Here is a 16,632-nt window from a genome sequence, read left to right on the forward strand (position 1 = left end):
TCCGTCGAAAGGCGCTGCGCGCATGTCTTCAATCGGCTTTTCTCCGAAGATCGAGGCAAACGTGTCCCGAGTCGGCAACCCCAAGCACGGCAAGCACAAGCCGAAGCTGAGCGTCCGCGAGATCGAAGTACTTCTCGCCTGGCTTCGTTCGGATTCCAAGTCCGAGGTCGCCGAGACACTCGGCCTACGCGTCTGCACCGTCAACACACACATCACTCGGGTACGCACGAAGTACAGCGACGTCGGGCGGCCGGCTCCCACGAAGGCAGCGTTGTTCGCCCGCGCGGTCCAGGACGGGTACACCACCCTCGACGAGTGGTGACCTCAGACCGCGACGGTTTCCGGTTCCTTCGCTTTGGACGGCTTCAACCAACCGGGTAGCCAGGCAGGTTGTTTGTCCGGAGCCTGATCGAGAACACCGCCCGCCGGATCGTCGATGAACCCGTACCGCACGAGATCCTCCGACGGCCGGTAGATCTGACGGAGCACCAGCGCGCACAGAACGAGTACCGCGATGTCCCGGATCACGACGGTTCCGGTGAACCACTGCTCGGGCAGCCCCTTGTTGGACACCCCGAGGTAATACATCATTCGAGGAACCCAGACCAGGGCGTCGATGGTCATCCACGCGAGCAGGAGTCTGCGGTGCGGCAAGGCCAACACGGCCAGCGGCACCAGCCACAGAGAATACTGCGGGCTCCACACCTTGTTGGTGAGCAAGAAGCCCGCCACCAACAGGAAGCACAACTGCGCAACGCGCGGACGACGCTGCGCCGTCAGGGCGACGTATCCGACACCGATGCAGACGGCCACGAACAAAAGCAGAGAGACGGCGTTGAGATTCGACGGTGACTCGCCCTGTGCGAGAGGACCGTCGAGGCCCTTCCACGACGTGAACGACGCGATCACGTTGTAGAGGGAATCTGGATCGGCCCCGCGCTCGGAGTTGAGCCGGAAGAACTCGTACCAACCATGCGGGTACAGCGCGGCGATGGGCAGGTTCACCGCAAGCCATGCCGCGACGGCACTGAGTGCGGTCACCAGCCAGTCCCTCGTCTTGCCCGCGCGCAGACACAGGACGAAAAGCGGTCCGAGTAGGAGCAGCGGGTAGAGCTTCGCGGCGCCGCCCAGGCCGAGCAGGATTCCCGCGAGCACTGGCCGCTTGCGTGCCCACGCCAACAACCCGCCAGCCGCGAACGCCGTCGCCAGAGGATCGAAGTTCGTGAACACGTGCACGATCACCAACGGGGAACACGCGATGAGCGCGCCGTCCCACACTCGTCGTCCGGCCAGCAGGGTGCTCGCCCACACGGTGACCAGCCACGCCAACGCCAACCCGAACGCCACGACGTTGAAATAGAGCGCCACCTGAATCGCGCCCGGCAGCCAGGTGATCGAATCCCACGCCTTGGCGACCTTCATCGCGCCGTACTGATAGAGCCCCGAGATGACCGGATACTCCATGTACCGCATCTGGATCGAACCGTCGCCGCGTACTTCTTCCCACGACGTCTTGTACGGGAATGCTCCCTGATCGAGGCGTTCGGCTCCGTACAGCGGAACGGTGTCGGAGTAACACATCGCCACGTACTGACGGCTGCCACTCCAGTCGAGGCCGACCTGCCCGCTCTCGCCGACCGGCGCCTGCTGAATACAGCCGGCCTTCGCGAACCAGCCGAAAGCCAAAAACACCACGGCGAGCAGAAGGATCACTCGCATCGGGGTGAAGAAGCGAGTGCGTCCGATCAGTGCGTGACGACCTACCGGACCGCCGACGGTTCCCGACAGCGCAGACACCATCGCGTCGTTGCGACTGGGAACGTCCCGCCAATCCGCCGAACGAAGATCTTCGGCCAGCGGAGCGGGGGAGGTCGGTTCGGCATCATCAGCATTCGCGGCCACTCCGCGAGGTTACCGTCTTTCGAACCGACCACCCTCCAACTACTGGCCGGGGCTCACACCTGCCGGTTCTTCCTCGGTGGTCTCGCCTGCCCCTGGTACCTGCGGCGTGGTTGTCGTCGGCCGGGAGATCCCCGGAATCGGGATGGTGATGCCCGGCAGAACCTCGACCTGCGTCGTCGTCACCACGGGCGGCGGAGTGGTTTCCGTCGTCGTCGGTGCGGTGGTCGGCGGCGCCGACGTCTTGGGCGGTGCAGGTGCCGTGTACTCCGGAACACCACCGGCTTGGCCGTTGATCTTGCCCGGCGTCGGGAACTTCTCGTTGTCGGTGCCGTCGAGAGCGCCGTCCATCGTGTCCTTCCAAATGTCCGAAGGCAGACCCGAGCCGTAGATCATCGCGCCACCGGAATTGGTGATCGCTTCACCGTCGGGAGTTCCGACCCAGACCGCGGTCGAGAGTGACGGCGTGTAGCCGACCATCCATGCGTCCTTGTTGGCTCCGGTGTCACCGAGCTGCGCGGTACCTGTCTTCGACGCCGACAGACGTCCGCCGGCCAGGTTGTGACCGCGCGAGTACGCCGCGATCGGCTGCATCGCAGCCGTCACGTTGTCCGCCACGGCAGCGTCGATGCGGTCCTCACCGGCGGGTGCGCCGCGGTCCAGCAGCACAGTGCCGTCAGCCGCGACGACCTTCTGGACGAAGTGCGGTGCGTGATACGTGCCGGATGCGGCGAGCGTCGCGTACGACGACGCCATGTCGAGCACGCGGGCCTGGTACTGGCCGAGCACGATGCCGTTGTTGGGACCGGAACCGTCAGCCTCGGTGAGCGACGGGCCGACGCCCGGGATGTCCTTCGGGATGCCTGCTTGGTGTGCGATGTCCGCGATTGCCTGCGGGCCGTTGCCGTCGAGGCTGAGCATCTGGCGGTAGAAGCTGGTGTTCAGCGAACGCTTGAGCGCCTCTGCGATGGTGCAGGTGCCGCAGCTTTCACCTTCGACGTTGCCGATGGAGATGCCGTTGACGGTCAGCGGCGAGCTGTCGTACATCTGCGAGAGCGGGATTCCCTGATCCAGGGCGGCTGCGAGACCGAACACCTTGAACGAGGAACCGGTCTGAAGTCCGGCATTCGCGAAGTCGTATCCCGCGCCGTCCTCACCGCCGTAGTACGCCTTGACGGCACCGGTCTTCGGGTCGACCGAGACAACTGCGGTACGCAGGTTCTCCGGCTCACCCTCCATGTTGGAACGGGCTGCCTCGACCGCTGCGGCCTGAGCCTGCGGGTCGATGGTCGTGGTGATCTGCAAGCCCTCGGTGTTGAGCAACTGCTCGCTGATTCCAGCGTCGCCGATCTCCTTGAGCACCTGACGCTTGATCAGGCCCTCGGGTCCGGTCGAGCCTTGGCTGCTGTTGTCGACCTGGGCGAGCGGGATGTAGGCGGGGTACTGCATCGGCGTGCGCGCGGCCTGATCCAGCGTGCCGGCGGACACCATGCCGTCGAGCACGTAATCCCAACGGGACTTCGCGCCGGTCGGGTTGGTCTCGGGATCGAGGAGCGACGGAAGCTGAATCGACGATGCCAGGACGGCGCCTTCTTCGATGGTCAGCTGGTCGACGGGCTTACCGAAGTAAGCCGTGGATGCTGCGCCGATGCCGTATGCGCCGCGACCGAAGTAAATGGTGTTCAGATACGCGGCGAGGATGTCGTCCTTGGACCACTCGTTGGCCATCTTCGAGGAGATGACGAGCTCTTTCATCTTTCGCGTCAGCGAACGCTCCGAGCCGACGAGCGCCTTCTTCACGTACTGCTGCGTGATGGTCGAGCCACCACCGGCACTGTCGCGACCGAGGACGTTGTCTCGGGCTGCGCGTGCGAAACCGGAGATCGAGAAGCCCGGGTTCGAGTAGAAATCGCGGTCCTCTGCGGCCAGAACGGCGTTCCGAACGTGAAGCGGTACCTGATCGAGCGAAACCTCGACGCGGTTGCCGTCCGGCGGGACGACGGTACTGATCACCGTGGTGCCGTCGGCGGCGAAGACCGTCGCCACCTGATTGGTCTTGAGGTCACCTGGCTTGGGGACGTCCTGCACGATGTACGCCGCCATGAAGGCAAGGACGGGCAGAACAAGACCGAGCGCCACCAAGACGTAGGCCGAGCGGCGAACTGTGCGCCACTTGGACTTCTTCTTCACGGTGCTCTTTCTTCCCTTCGGGGGTTGTCCGTCGTTGCCACCGCCACCGGAGCCACCTGTCGGCGGCTTCGTCGGCGGAGGTCCGACCGGCGGGCGGGTGCCCGCGTTGGTACGGGTGGTCGCTGCTGCTGCCGCGACGCGCTGGGTCGGTTCGTTTGCCTGAGCGCCTGCGGCGCGATCTCGAGGCGGCGGGCCGGCAGGTCGGCCTTGCGGCGGACGACCCTGAGGAGGGGGACCGGCGGGGCGGCCCTGAGGAGGCGGGCCCGAAGGTCGGGCTTGCGGCGGACGACCCTGGGGCGGGGGTCCCATCGGACGGCCTTGCTGCGGACGACCCTGAGGGGGCGGACCCATCGGAGGGCGTCCCTGCGGAGGCGGACCCTGCGGTGGTGGACCCATCGGACGTCCCTGCGGCGGACGACCCTGAGGAGGTCCGGCGGGACGGTTGGGACCGACGGGACGGCCACCCGGGTTGTTGCCTCCCGGGTTGTTGTTGCTGGGGGAACTCACGAATCAAATCTCCAGTGGTCACGGACCGATCACGTGCAGACTTCGATCGGGCCCTTCTTCGGGTGTGGCGTTACTCGCTGGCGGTGCGCCGGCTTGGTGGGCGTGCTCGCCGCGGTCGCGGCGGCGCAGGTACTGCGCCGAGCACATAGGACTGCACCAAGTGGTTCCAACTGCAGGTACGGCACACCTCTACAACGTGCACCGTGAACTCCTCTGCTGTTTCCGCAAGCCGAGCGAGCTCGTCCGAGGTTCGGGCCGATCCCGAAACCTGACCGAGCTTGTCGCCGAACACCCAGGACACGAGCGTCAACTGTTCCTTGCGGCAAATGGGGCAGACGACGTCGCTGCCCCGGCCGTGGAACTTCGCGGCTCTGAGTAGGTACGGATCGGCGTCACACACTTGCTTGACGTCGGTCCTACCCGCAGACACTTCGGCCAGCACAGACCGACGCGCGAGCGCGTAGTCCACAACTTGCCGCTGTATCCGCACCTGACCAGCGTACGTGCGTCCGTGCCGCCACGGACGGTTCGGGAGGGTCACGATGAACACATTTTGCGGTCCGGACGCATGGCGACCAGCAATTATCATTGGAACCTGTGAGTTCTTCCAAGACGCCGGCCACCCGCGCACGCGATACGGACCGTATCGACGCCTGCGCCAGACTCGACGCCGCTTACGCCGAGGGACAACTGGGCGCCGCCGAATACTTCGATCGCACCGAGCAAGCGCGAACTGCCACGACGGTGGTCGAGTTGGCGTCGTTGATCGGCGATCTACAGGAAGCTGCACCTCGTGCGCGCGTGAAATCTCCCCACGTGACCTTTCGACGAAAAGTGCTCTACGTTTCGCTGGCCGCTGCGGCGGTGGCGGGCGCGATTGCACTGGCTGCAGCCCAACGCGGTCCGCTCGAGCCGCCGGCCGAGGTGGTCGAACGGTTCACAGCAAGCACCGAGCCTGCCGATTCTCCGTTTACTCCCACCGGCATCGACGACGTCTTCGCGTCGTTCGTCGCGACGTACGGTTCCGAGACGGTGCGGGTTGCGACCTTTTACCCCGATCGAGCGGTGGTCGGCCGCGTCGACGGATCAGGGAACTTCCGGAACTTCGATTTCCGCGGCACTCTCACTCCGTCCGACGAACCCGCGTCGGTGGCCGGCAACACGGACATGGACCTCACCAACGTGAACCGCGACGCCTTGGTATCGGTGATCGCACAGTCCCCCGCCGCGCTGGCCGGTACCCGCGTGGACCACATCACCTTGGCCGATTCGGGTGCGCCGGTGATAAGCATCTACGTCGTCGACGACACCGGGGCGTACACGGGCGTGCGCAAGATGACCTTCGACGGCAGGGTGTTCTGACGCACAGGCCTTGAATTTAGGATTCTCGGCATGGCCCAGAAATATCCGCCGAACACCCGCGCCGCAAACCGGGACAGGGAGACAACCGCGGCCGTCGTCGATGCGGCGTTCGGAGACGGACAGTTGAACGCCGCCGAGCATCGCGCTGCCGCGCAGGCGGTGGCGAAAGCGCGCACTCTCGACGAACTGGCCGCCATCGTCGCCGACTTGCAGGGCGCAGCGAATCCGCCGTCCGATCGACGTCGCCCACCAAAACGACCGGTGCCGTGGTTCGCAGCGGCAACGGTGGCGGCAGCGCTGGTCGTCGGCGTCGGGGCTTATTCGCTCACGCACCGAGATCCCGTGACGCCGCCGTCCGCAGTTGCGCCTGCCGTTGTCCCGAACCCGGAGCCCTTGGTCATACCCACACCCTTCATGGCGAGCGCGGAAGGGATCGCCCTCTTACGTGACCGGTTGCGGGAAAAGTTCGGCTCCACCGTCGTCGACGAGATCACCTTCAACAACAGCGCAGCCTATTTCTCCCTCGCTGTTCCCGGTCAACCCAACCGGAAGATCAAGTACTCCTTTCGCGGCGGCTTCACTGCGGACGGCGATCCGGAAAGCCGTAAGATCGACACTGCGACAGTCGATCTCGACGCGATTGATCTCGAAGCCGTACGACGAAACATCGAGGCGATCCAGCGGCACGTCAATGTGCCCGACGCCCAGGTCTACTACATTTCGTACACTGCCGGAGAAGAACCGCTGCTGGATATTTCGGCGAAAAACAGCTTCGGCGAAGGCGGATTCGTCAATACCACCTCCGCTGGCGAACTCGTCCGCGTCTACGCCTTCACCGATTAGGAATCAGATCATGCCGTCGAGTCCCTCCCCGTCTAAACGTGCACGAGATTCCGACCGAGCCGATACCTGTGGGGTGCTGGACAACGCCCTCGCAGACGGGCAGCTACATGCCGGAGAATACGAGTCTCGAACATCAAAAGCAATGTCCGCCAAAACAATTCACGACCTTCAGGTTCTCGTGAATGACCTTCAGATCCCCTCTCGATATCTCGACACCGAGGTGGTCCGGCCCCGCCTGCCTGCGCCACCGAAATCGGTGAAAGCTGCTGCGGCCGTCGTACTTGTCGCCGGTGTCGTCGGGGCGCTGATCGGTTCGGCCACCAACCCGGACACGTCACCGCTCGGGACCGACGCACCGATCCCGAATCTGATGACCGGCCACGGCGTGGCGCAGTTCATCGACGATTACCGGGCCGAATTCGGCGACACCATCGCCGATACCGTCTCGCTCAGTACCGAAAACGCAACCGTAGAACGAGTGGCCCATGATCAGCCCGGCAACTACGTCAGATACATCTACGATGGTGACTTCAAATCCTGGTCGACACCTTCACCCCGAAAAACCGGGACACGAACAATCGACCTGTCGACGGTCGATCTCGAGGTTCTGGCGCGGCTGATCGCCGGCGCTCCGGAAACGCTCCGGGTTCCGGGCGGAGTGGTCGACCAGATCCGTTTCGAATACCCCACCATCGGCCGAGCCAACGAGCCGACTGTCTCTATGTACGTGAGAAACGAGGCCGACGACTCCGGCCACCTGGAGACCACACTGTCGGGCGAGCCATTGAGCGTCTACCCATTTGCGCCTTGATCTGCCAGACGCCCTTGCACCCACGCCACGATCAGATCCCGGGTGGGGGCGAGCACGTCATCGGAAAATGTCGCCCGCGCAGAGTGATTCGACGGTAAGTGGCTTTCGTCGCTGGTACGGGCCCCGACGAGCAGGAAGACACCGGGCACTTCGCGGAGGATCCACGAGAAATCCTCGGAGATTCCGATCGGCTGCTGCAATCGAGTGACCGACGTGCCGACTCCCGCGGCGACCGCATCCAGTCGGTCCAGTTCAATGCCGTTGCTGACTGTCGGCACAGTGTCCTGGGTCAGCACCACTTCAGCCTCGACGCCGTGCGCGTGTGCGACGCCGTCGACGGTACGACGCACGATCGACTGCAGACGCGCATCCGTGTCCTCCGAGAAACTGCGGATCACCCCGGACAGAGAAGCGTTGTCGGGTATGACGTTTCGCGCCTCACCGGCGCGTAATGCACCGAACACCACCGCAGCGGGCTCGAACATCGAGACGCCGTGTGACGCCGCGATCCCCACGGCACCAACAGCTTCCGCCGCCGCTGTGAGTGGACTACGCGCCAGGTGAGGGGAGGAGCCGTGGCCGCCACTGCCGGTGATGGTCACATCGACGAGCGTCGAACCCGACAGCACTGCACCCTCGCGTGACGCGAATTCACCGGCGCCGAGCAGATGAGCGAGGACGTGCAACCCCAGTGCGGCCACCGGGCGCGCGCCGGAAACGCCCAGGAGGCCTTCCTCGAGTGCCAGTTTCGCACCGCCGTGGCCTTCTTCTCCCGGCTGGAAGAAGAAGATGACGTCGCCGGTCAGATCGGCTCGCCTCTCCTGGGTTTCCAATGCCGCCGCGAGGACGATCGCCATGTGCGCGTCGTGACCGCACGCGTGCATCGCCCCGTTGCCCGACGCCCAGTCGAGTCCGGTGTCTTCGGCAACAGGGAGAGCGTCCATGTCGGATCGCACCAGGACGGTGGGAACCTGAGACGGGTTCGAGCGATCGACCCTGCCGCCGCGCACCACGGCGGTTACCGACGACATCGCGGTGCCGAGCGTCAGTTCGATTCCCGATTCGACGAGTCGGTCCAGCAGGTAGGCCTGGGTCAGCGGGAGGTCGAGGCCCACTTCGGGCATGGCGTGCAGATCGCGACGTACCGCGACGATGTCGATGCTCACAGAGTGCTCCAGATGTCGTTGGTGACGCTCAACTCGTGCCCGTCCGCGTCGTCGAGGGCGAACGAGGAAGGGCTGCGGGTCCGCGGGTCGTCACCAGTTCAGTGGGTCCGTTGCTAAGACCGCCCGGTTCTTCGGGTCCGCGCAGGTGGATCTCCCGCAGTCGGCGCGGCTCAGATGTCGCGCCGGGAAACGCCTGGCCGCCGGGACGCTCGAGCCGGAAAGGTAGGTCAGGGCGAATGATCGCCTGGTCGCAGCCGACGAGGCGGACGCTGACGCCGGCGCGACTAAGCGGCACGGCGTCGTCGCCGACAGTGCCTGCCACTGCCCACGCCGCCAAGGCCCGGTCGTGTTCAAGTGCGGCAGAGACCAGTCGTCCGAAGGGGTGCTGCGCAGCGGCGACGGGGTCGTTCACAGTCGCCAGTTCCAGGTACGTCTCCCCCATCGGAATGATCAGATTGCTGGTGCCGACTCCGTCGTGGCGGCCACCGCCACGCACCTCGAGACCTGTCACCTGCGACACAATTTGTGCGGCTTTCTTCAAGTCGCCATGTACGAGAACTATATGATCTACGCGCACGTTCACCGTGATCCGTTTCCCCTTTCGTGAGGTCGAGGTCCATGTCTTCAACCAGTTCCCCGAATCGTCCGGACGAGCCGGTGCCGAAGTCTGCAACCGATGCCGCGATCCTCAAGATCGGCCACGTGGCCAGCATCGTCGGCGTGTCTACCGCACGAATTCGGTTGTGGGAGCAAGAACGGCTGATCACCCCTCTTCGCACCGAGTCCGGGCAACGCATGTATTCGATGCAGGACGTCAAACGGCTCGAGAAGATCCGCAAGCTCCTCGAATCCCGCTCCATGACCGTCGTCGGTATCCGACAGGCGCTTGACGGCGACGTCGAGGACGACGCCCCACCCGCCGAAGACGACATCGGCGCCATAGGCGCCCGAGTCAAGGAGCTTCGACGCCGAAATCGGATGAGCCTGCGTGACCTTTCGCAGGAAATCGCGGTCAGCCCTTCTGCGTTGAGCGCATTCGAGCGTGGACTGAGCAAACCCAGCATCGGACGCATCACACAGATCGCACATGCGCTCGGAACGACCACGCCGGAGCTCCTCGGTATGCCGGCCTCCGAGGATCGGATGATCGTGCGCGCCGACGAGCGCGAAGTCCTTCCCCTCGAAGCCGAAGGCGTTCGAATCGAGAACCTTTACCAGTCGTCGACGGTGTTGCAGTCCCAGATGGTCACCATCGAGCCCGGTTTCGGCAGCGGTGAACCGATGGCTCATGCAGGAGAAGAGTTCCTCACCGTTGTCGCCGGCAGCGTGGAGATCGTTCTCGACGGCGTCGAAACCGTGTCTCTGGCCACCGGCGACTCGATGACGTTTCCCAGCACTCGCCCGCACACTTACGCCAATCATGGCACCGTCACCGCCCGCGTAGTGTGGGTGAACACTCCACCGACCTTCTAATTCCTCCAGCCCTGTGCGTGGTTAAGGAGTCTCCGGACTCCCTAACCGCGCACGGGGGATCGCGACGGCCCGAATGGGCGAGCCGGTGCCGCCGACGAGGTGCAGTGGCAGGCCGAAGTAGTCGAAGCGGGTGTTCACCAACTGTCCCAGATTCTGCAAATGCTCGGTGTTCACGATCCCGTACTTCTTGCACACCATGTGTCCGGCGAAGCTGTTGTCGAGACTGTTGTCGATCGCATTGCAGTCGGTGCCGATGTTTACCACACCCTTCTTCGCGAGGTATTCGGCGCCCTCCCAGGAGAATCCGGGATTCTCGTCGATGTACTTGCGTTCGGGGAACCAGCGATCGCCGTAGTCGAACCAGGCCAGTACGATATCGCCGGGCCTGATCTCCTCACCTGCCTCGGCCAGCGCCCGCTCGGCGATCTCGACGTCCTCGATACCCGCCGATCCATGTGTCATCGGTTCGGGGCCTTCGAATTTCACGTGCGATAGATCGAGACAGACGGCCGAACCGTAGTAGTACGCCAACGGGGTGTTGTCGATGGTGGCGCCGTCGGGGTCGTACTCGATGGTCGCGTCGGCGTGGGTGCCGGCGTGCTCGCTGATCACGAGATTGCGCGCGTAGAACCCATCCTTGGTCCCGTACATCGCCTTGAACTGCTCGTGTGTCTGGTTCACCGGAGTGAAGGTGCGCTGATGGCCGAACCACATCGGCATCCCTTCGTACACCGGCCTGGTCAGATCGACTATCGGTTGACGGTTCTCGAGTAGCCGATCACCAAGCAGTGGGCTCTGCTGTCTGGCAGCCGTATCCGGTGTCGTGGTCATACGATCCCTCCTTCTGGGTCTCCCACGGCGAACGAGCCGAAGGTGCGGTCGAAGTACGTCAACGGTCCGGCAGTCTCCGCGTGAGCGCCTGCACGCGCCGAGACCACGTCGGCGACAACGAGGACGTGGTCGACGGCTTCCACCATGAAGACCACTGCGCATTCGATGTTGTACAGGGCCCCGTCGATCGCCGGCAGCGAGAACCGCGGTCCAGGGCTGCACAGTTGTTCTTCGGCAATGAATTTCGGCTTACCAGGCGCAGCGAGATCGGCGGCGAGCGCCATCTTGTCGTCGGAGAGGATTGCGACGCCGAAGCGCTCGCGCTCGGCGATGTAGCGGGCTGTGACATTGGTCTTGTTCACCGACAACGAGATCCGGGCCGGATCAGCCGAGAACGAGGACACCGAACTGAGCGTCAGCCCCCAAGGTCGCCCCTCGACCTCGGTGGTCACCACCACGATACCGCTCGCCAGCTTGCGCATCGAGGCAGCAAAATCCTCGGCGGGCACACATGGGTGGGTGGCGCCGGCTGCTGCACGAAGTGATGCGGTGCGTCTGTCCATCACCGGCGCGCCCATCAGGCGATCCCCACGTAGTCGCGGACTCGCCGAGCGGCTGCGGTGCGATCGGTCTTGGAGTAGACGAGGTTACGGACGAAGGCTGGCGGAGTGGCGTTGACGTTCTCGAACAGTCCGACGCGGCCCGCGTGAGCACCCGCGACCAGGTCCCAGACGAAGTTGAAGAAGGTGTTCTTGTCCCGGGCGGAGACCCCGGTTCCAGGAAAGAACTCTTCCATCCGGGAGCCGAATTCCGGATGATCCCAAACTTTTTCGGGCCAGCGGGCGACGAGCGCCTGCCCGCACAGATCGCGAAGCAGATAGGTGATGCGGGGATAGTTCTCGATCGAGTAGAGACGGCCTGCCGTTGTCAGTTCCGGGTTCGGTACATGCAGGCCACACCATTCCACTGACTCGTGAACGGTGGCGAGCGAATACGCCTTGAGGGTTTGTGCGTAGAGCGTGATGTCGGCGACGGCAGCCTGCACACCGGGAATCTTGTCGGTGCCGAGGATCTCGGTGATCACCTGCGCCACACCGGTGAACATCTCTGCCCGGAAGGCCAGGCGCGTCATCACCGACCACAGCGAATACGCACAGGATTCGTAGTACAGGTCGAGCAATCCCAGGTTGTACTTGCTGAAGACGTACTCACGCGGGATGAACACCTTGTCGAAGATGATCGTCTGATCGAGTTCTTCACCGGCGTGATCGAGCGGGTGATCATTGCGCGGCGTGTTCATCTTCGCCGTCGGCTCGCGCAGGATGAGCGAGAGACCGGGGGAGTTGACCGGGATCGCCGCCCAGATGGCCGCTTCCGGCCCGACTCCACCGCCGAGAGTGGTCGAGAGAGTGAAAAAGTGTGCGAGGGAACCGATGCTACCGGCTACCTTCGCACCTGAGATGACGATTCCGTCGGGTCGGTCTTCGACAATGCGCAACTGCGACGGGCGCTCGTTTCGCGGAATACTCTTGTCGGACTGCGGGTCTGCGATCAGATCTGTGCTGAGCAGGTTGTGATCACCAGATATCTTCACGAAATCGCGTATGTTCTGCGCGAATTCAGGGTTCTCCGCTTCGATCCTGTCGATGGTCGAGAGGAAGCCGAGTGCCATCATTGCGCCGTAGTCGTTGGGACGGCCGTACATGCCCATGGTCTTCTGCGTGATCAGCCGCGTCGCTTCACGTTTGGCCATCAGGTCAGCGCGAGTGCGGGGAATCTGCCATCCGATGGCGCGTCGGCCACCGTCGTCGTCCACGTAGGTGAGAACGTCGCGGGTCTCCGACGCGAACTGGGCATCCTGAATTCCGGCCAGGGTGTTGACGGCACGCAGGTCGGGATGGGTGGTGACATCCTCGACATCCTCACCCTGTGAGGAGATGATGCGGCGGCCGTCGCGCAACGAGGCCTTGTACTGATCACCGGTGAGCAGGTGCCCTCCGGTCTGCGAGAGTTGTTCGGTGACCTTGTCGATGCGCAGTCTCCGGGCGTCGAGCGTGGGGTTGGTCATGATGTTCCTTTCGGTGATCAGCCGCGGATGACCGCGATGGCTTCGGCCTCGATGAGAAAGCCGTCGTACATGAGTCCGGCGACGCGTACGCCGGTACCGGCAGGCCCCTCTTCGGGGAGGAATTCCATCCGAACGCGGGTCATGGTCTCCCAGTTCTCCTGAACCTGGTCTCCCGAGCCGTCGAAGCAGTAGTAGGTATTGAGTTTGACGACGTCGCCCCAGGTGGCACCGGCCTCGGCCAGTACTGTGGTGAGCGACTCGAATACATTGCGGGTCTGCGCCTCGATGTCACCCTCTCCGAGGACGTTTCCGTGTTCGTCCGCCGAGAGTTGGCCGCCGGTGAAGACGAGGTTCCCGATCCGCCATCCCTGTGAGAACGGAGTCTTGATGTGGTGAGTCCAGGTGCTGTTCATCAGACGCTGGCGGTCAGTGCCGTCGCCGACGAGGTCGGCGAGTTCGGTCCCGGTCATGAATATTCCTTTCGGTGTTCAAGTTTCAGGCAGCGGCTGCAGCGAGAGCCGGAGTGCGCTTGGCGGAGAGTCGAACGAGCGCGAGATAGAGAAAGAAGCTGGCCACGGACCCGACGAGCCAGGACACGTCGACCCCGTTCATGGCTGCGGCCACCGGTCCGGTAAAGAAATCGCCTGACATGAAAGGCATTTGGATGACAAAACCGAGGATGTAGGTAGCCAGGGCCGGTATGTTGAAGGCCCCATAGCCGGCATTGACGTCACTGAACGCGGCAATATCGTACTGTCCCTTGGCGATCATGTAATAGTCGACCAGATTGACGATGCTCCAGGGGATGAGCAAGCACATCAGGAAGTGGATGAAGTTGGAGTAGTTGACGAGAAAGTTGTCAGCGAACAGCAGGGCCACCATGAATGCGATGACGGCGGTGCAGGTGGCGACGAGGTTACGCGCGAAAGCTCCTGGTTTCCAGCCTGTTCGGAATGTTTGCATCAACGTCAGCGTGCACAGGGACGGGCCGTAAAGGTTGATCACCGCCGCGTCGATGGCGCCGAGGAAAAGCATGACGAGAACGAAGACGCCAATCGGACCTGGCATGATGTCGAGCAGTTGAGCGACGCTTCCGTCGCCGCCTGCCGCGGTCACGAGGAGCGCACCGAGGGTCATCACCGGAATCGCGCCGACAACGGCGCCGAGATAGGTGTACCAGAACGCCTCGCGCGAAGGAGTCGCCGCGGGCAGGTAGCGAGAATAGTCGGAAACGTAAGGCGCGTAGGCGATCTGCCATGTCGCGGCGATCGACGTCATCCCGAGGAAACCTATCACGCTAAAGCTCGTATCCGCCGATGTCGCGGGCCCTCCACCGGCGGCTTGGAAGGTGAACACGGCGATCAAGATGACGGCAATTCCGAAGAGAACGAGCAAGGCGCGGTTGAGTCGGTGAATGAACTCGTAACCGAAGATGACTGCCACCAGCGTGAGACCAGTAGTCAGCACCAACGCAAGCGAGGGGTTCAATGCGGGTACCAACGCAACAAGTGTGTCTCGGGCAAGCACGATGATAGACGCGAGAAAACCCAGGTACATCAGGATGACGACGACCAACACGAGCAGCGAGCCGTACATACCGAATTGTCCACGTGCCTGAATCATCTGCGGCACACCAAGTTTTGATCCCTGCACCGAGTGCAATGCCATGAAGACCGCACCGATCAGGTTACCGAGGACGATCGCGGCAATTGTCGAGGCGATGTCGAGTCCGTACACAGTCGGACCCAGCACACCCATCACGAGGGTAAGGGGCATGATCTGGACGCCGAACCAGACCGAGAACAGATGGCGGGCAGTACCGGTGCGGCGCTCTTCCGGCACAGGTTGGATCGTGAGGTCCTCGATGAGTGAGGAATCAGTGGTCTTCATTGGCACCTCTGCAGTGCGTGAGTAGTGAGAATCGGAACCGATCGAGTGATGTACGGATAATCTACAACTGTGCAGTAAGAAATATCTACGGAACCGTGGAGAATTTTCTTTGCCGAAACATCCTCGAAACAGGGCAATTTCCCTGTTTAACTCACTTCAGACGGAGAAGATCGATGAAATCTGTGCTAAATACCTCATATTGTGCTGATGGATCTGTGGGCGCACACACGTCCATGTCCGAATTGTTTTCGATAGGCATAGGTCCGTCGAGTTCACATACCGTCGGGCCCATGCGTGCTGCCGCGTCGTTCGTGGCGGGACTACGCAACGCACACCTGCTTGCACGGACTTCGCGCATTCAGGTACGGCTTCGCGGCTCCCTCGGGGCCACCGGAGTCGGCCACGGATCTCCCGACGCAGTCCTCGCGGGCTTACGCGGATGGTCACCGCACGACTGCGATCCCGCTGCCGTCCACGGATTATGGGAACATTCGCGTTCGCTGCACGAAATATCAGTCGACGACCACTCGGTCACCGTCGCTTACGAGGACATCACTCTTGCCCCGTTCGACCCCCACCCAGATCACCCGAATACGTTGGAGTTCACTGCGATAGCGAACGACGGCACAGTTATCGAGGACCGCACTTTCCTATCCGTCGGCGGCGGTTTCGTAGTGACGGTGGGCCAGACGCAACCATCGCCACCACAGATTCCGTACCCCTACCGCACGTTCGACGACCTTCTTACACTCAGCGCATCACGGGAAGTGACCGTCGCAGAGATTGCCGCGGCAAACGAGTGGGCGCTCGGCCGAGACCCCCAAGCCGACGCGGTCCAGATCTGGGAAGCCATGCGGGCGTGCATCGGCGCCGGTCGCACGCGGGCAGATGGCACACTCCCGGGAGGTCTTGCCGTTCGCAGACGTGCCCCCGGACTCGCCAGGACTCTGGACAGCCAACCCACGCACGAACTGACCGCAATTTCTCGGATCCAACTCGCAGCATTGGCCGTCAACGAGGAGAACGCATCGGGATTCCGGGTGGTCACCGCGCCGACGAACGGGGCAGCGGGAATCTTGCCCGCAGTTGTGGAGCATTACCTTCGGACGCCAGGTGCCGACATGAATGGCGTCGTCGACATGCTCCTGACCGCGACTGCCATCGGCAGCGTCGTGAAGGCGGGCGCTTCCATCTCCGGGGCAGAGGTCGGCTGCCAGGGCGAAGTGGGTTCGGCGTGCGCGATGGCGGCCGGAGCCTTGTGCGCGGCCCTCGGCGGAACGCCGGCACAGGTGGGAAAGGCAGCGGAGATGGGTCTGGAACATCACCTGGGCCTGACCTGTGATCCGGTGGCCGGACTGGTACAGATCCCGTGCATCGAACGCAATGCGATAGCTGCCGTCACCGCGGTTCAGGCGGCGACACTCACCCTGAACGAGGAGGATCAGCCACACCACGTCTCACTGGACACCGCCATCCGTACCTTACGCGACGTTGGCGCCGACATGCACGACAAGTACAAGGAAACTTCACGCGGCGGGCTTGCAGTCAATGTCGTCGAGTGCTGAGTTGTCCACCCAGCCCGCGGCCAATCG

The 16,632-nt window shown here is 63.2% G+C and carries 16 protein-coding genes and 1 pseudogene; 7 read left to right on the forward strand and 10 right to left on the reverse strand.

The genetic code is table 11. The features are described 5' to 3' along the window. The first annotated feature begins 22 nt into the window (after positions 1 to 22). Complete coding sequence (locus tag GJB56_RS21410; RefSeq protein ID WP_020909716.1) at positions 23 to 322, forward strand: helix-turn-helix transcriptional regulator; 300 nt, start codon at positions 23 to 25, stop codon at positions 320 to 322. A 2-nt stretch (positions 323 to 324) separates the two neighbouring features. On the opposite strand, the gene GJB56_RS21415 is transcribed toward GJB56_RS21410, so the two are convergent. The 3 genes from GJB56_RS21415 to GJB56_RS21425 form a co-directional block, all read right to left on the reverse strand. Continuing rightward, positions 325 to 1,902: a glycosyltransferase family 87 protein gene (locus tag GJB56_RS21415; protein WP_029256732.1), complete on the reverse strand. Its 1,578-nt coding sequence runs from the start codon at positions 1,900 to 1,902 to the stop codon at positions 325 to 327. A 39-nt stretch (positions 1,903 to 1,941) separates the two neighbouring features. Beyond that, positions 1,942 to 4,089 (reverse strand): transglycosylase domain-containing protein, encoded by a 2,148-nt coding sequence (locus GJB56_RS21420; protein ID WP_113682827.1) that lies wholly within the window; start codon positions 4,087 to 4,089, stop codon positions 1,942 to 1,944. Positions 4,090 to 4,666: 577 nt separating this feature from the next. Next, on the reverse strand, positions 4,667 to 5,065 hold the full coding sequence (locus tag GJB56_RS21425) for a DUF5318 family protein (RefSeq protein ID WP_007735522.1): 399 nt from the start codon (positions 5,063 to 5,065) through the stop codon (positions 4,667 to 4,669). Between the two features lie 128 nt (positions 5,066 to 5,193). Between GJB56_RS21425 and GJB56_RS21430 the strand changes: the two genes are divergently transcribed. The 4 genes and pseudogenes from GJB56_RS21430 to GJB56_RS21440 all read left to right on the forward strand — a co-directional run bounded on the left by GJB56_RS21430 (position 5,194) and on the right by GJB56_RS21440 (position 7,612). Then, the gene (locus GJB56_RS21430; RefSeq protein WP_060939392.1) at positions 5,194 to 5,958 is read left to right on the forward strand and encodes a DUF1707 SHOCT-like domain-containing protein; all 765 of its coding nucleotides are present in this window, start codon (positions 5,194 to 5,196) and stop codon (positions 5,956 to 5,958) included. 30 nt (positions 5,959 to 5,988) lie between these two features. After that, the gene (locus GJB56_RS21435; RefSeq protein ID WP_020971370.1) at positions 5,989 to 6,801 is read left to right on the forward strand and encodes a DUF1707 SHOCT-like domain-containing protein; all 813 of its coding nucleotides are present in this window, start codon (positions 5,989 to 5,991) and stop codon (positions 6,799 to 6,801) included. A 10-nt stretch (positions 6,802 to 6,811) separates the two neighbouring features. After that, positions 6,812 to 6,934 (forward strand): annotated as a pseudogene (locus GJB56_RS32120) (DUF1707 domain-containing protein); the annotation flags it as partial. Positions 6,935 to 6,943: 9 nt separating this feature from the next. After that, positions 6,944 to 7,612 (forward strand): hypothetical protein, encoded by a 669-nt coding sequence (locus tag GJB56_RS21440; RefSeq protein ID WP_049941017.1) that lies wholly within the window; start codon positions 6,944 to 6,946, stop codon positions 7,610 to 7,612. Here the strand turns inward: GJB56_RS21440 and GJB56_RS21445 are convergent. After that, positions 7,594 to 8,778: a M20 metallopeptidase family protein gene (locus tag GJB56_RS21445; RefSeq protein ID WP_020971372.1), complete on the reverse strand. Its 1,185-nt coding sequence runs from the start codon at positions 8,776 to 8,778 to the stop codon at positions 7,594 to 7,596. The genes GJB56_RS21440 and GJB56_RS21445 overlap by 19 nt on opposite strands. A gap of 28 nt (positions 8,779 to 8,806) precedes the next feature. Further along, on the reverse strand, positions 8,807 to 9,289 hold the full coding sequence (locus GJB56_RS21450; protein WP_230091042.1) for a VOC family protein: 483 nt from the start codon (positions 9,287 to 9,289) through the stop codon (positions 8,807 to 8,809). Between the two features lie 107 nt (positions 9,290 to 9,396). On the opposite strand from GJB56_RS21450, the gene GJB56_RS21455 reads away from it, so the two are divergent. Beyond that, the gene (locus GJB56_RS21455) at positions 9,397 to 10,251 is read left to right on the forward strand and encodes a MerR family transcriptional regulator (RefSeq protein WP_113682829.1); all 855 of its coding nucleotides are present in this window, start codon (positions 9,397 to 9,399) and stop codon (positions 10,249 to 10,251) included. 21 nt (positions 10,252 to 10,272) lie between these two features. Here GJB56_RS21455 and GJB56_RS21460 read toward each other — a convergent pair whose 3' ends face one another. From GJB56_RS21460 to GJB56_RS21480, 5 genes are read right to left on the reverse strand one after another with little or no spacing between them, the layout of a single operon-like run. Next, positions 10,273 to 11,082 (reverse strand): cyclase family protein, encoded by an 810-nt coding sequence (locus GJB56_RS21460; RefSeq protein ID WP_081377613.1) that lies wholly within the window; start codon positions 11,080 to 11,082, stop codon positions 10,273 to 10,275. After that, positions 11,079 to 11,660, reverse strand: coding sequence for a flavin reductase family protein (locus GJB56_RS21465; RefSeq protein WP_020971376.1), 582 nt, complete (start codon positions 11,658 to 11,660; stop codon positions 11,079 to 11,081). The genes GJB56_RS21460 and GJB56_RS21465 overlap by 4 nt, the downstream gene beginning before the upstream one ends. Then, positions 11,660 to 13,150, reverse strand: a complete 1,491-nt coding sequence (locus GJB56_RS21470) for a 4-hydroxyphenylacetate 3-hydroxylase N-terminal domain-containing protein (RefSeq protein ID WP_113682830.1) — start codon at positions 13,148 to 13,150, stop codon at positions 11,660 to 11,662. The genes GJB56_RS21465 and GJB56_RS21470 overlap by 1 nt, the downstream gene beginning before the upstream one ends. A 17-nt stretch (positions 13,151 to 13,167) precedes the next feature. Further along, entirely contained in the window at positions 13,168 to 13,620 is a 453-nt protein-coding gene (locus GJB56_RS21475; protein ID WP_020971378.1) for a RidA family protein, read from the reverse strand. Between the two features lie 25 nt (positions 13,621 to 13,645). Next, positions 13,646 to 15,040 (reverse strand): purine-cytosine permease family protein, encoded by a 1,395-nt coding sequence (locus GJB56_RS21480; protein WP_020971379.1) that lies wholly within the window; start codon positions 15,038 to 15,040, stop codon positions 13,646 to 13,648. Between the two features lie 173 nt (positions 15,041 to 15,213). Between GJB56_RS21480 and GJB56_RS21485 the strand changes: the two genes are divergently transcribed. Next, entirely contained in the window at positions 15,214 to 16,605 is a 1,392-nt protein-coding gene (locus tag GJB56_RS21485; protein WP_205318833.1) for an L-serine ammonia-lyase, read from the forward strand. Positions 16,606 to 16,632: the final 27 nt, after the last annotated feature.

The organism is Rhodococcus sp. AQ5-07, from assembly GCF_009707305.1.
Lineage (GTDB): Bacteria > Actinomycetota > Actinomycetes > Mycobacteriales > Mycobacteriaceae > Rhodococcus_F > Rhodococcus_F erythropolis.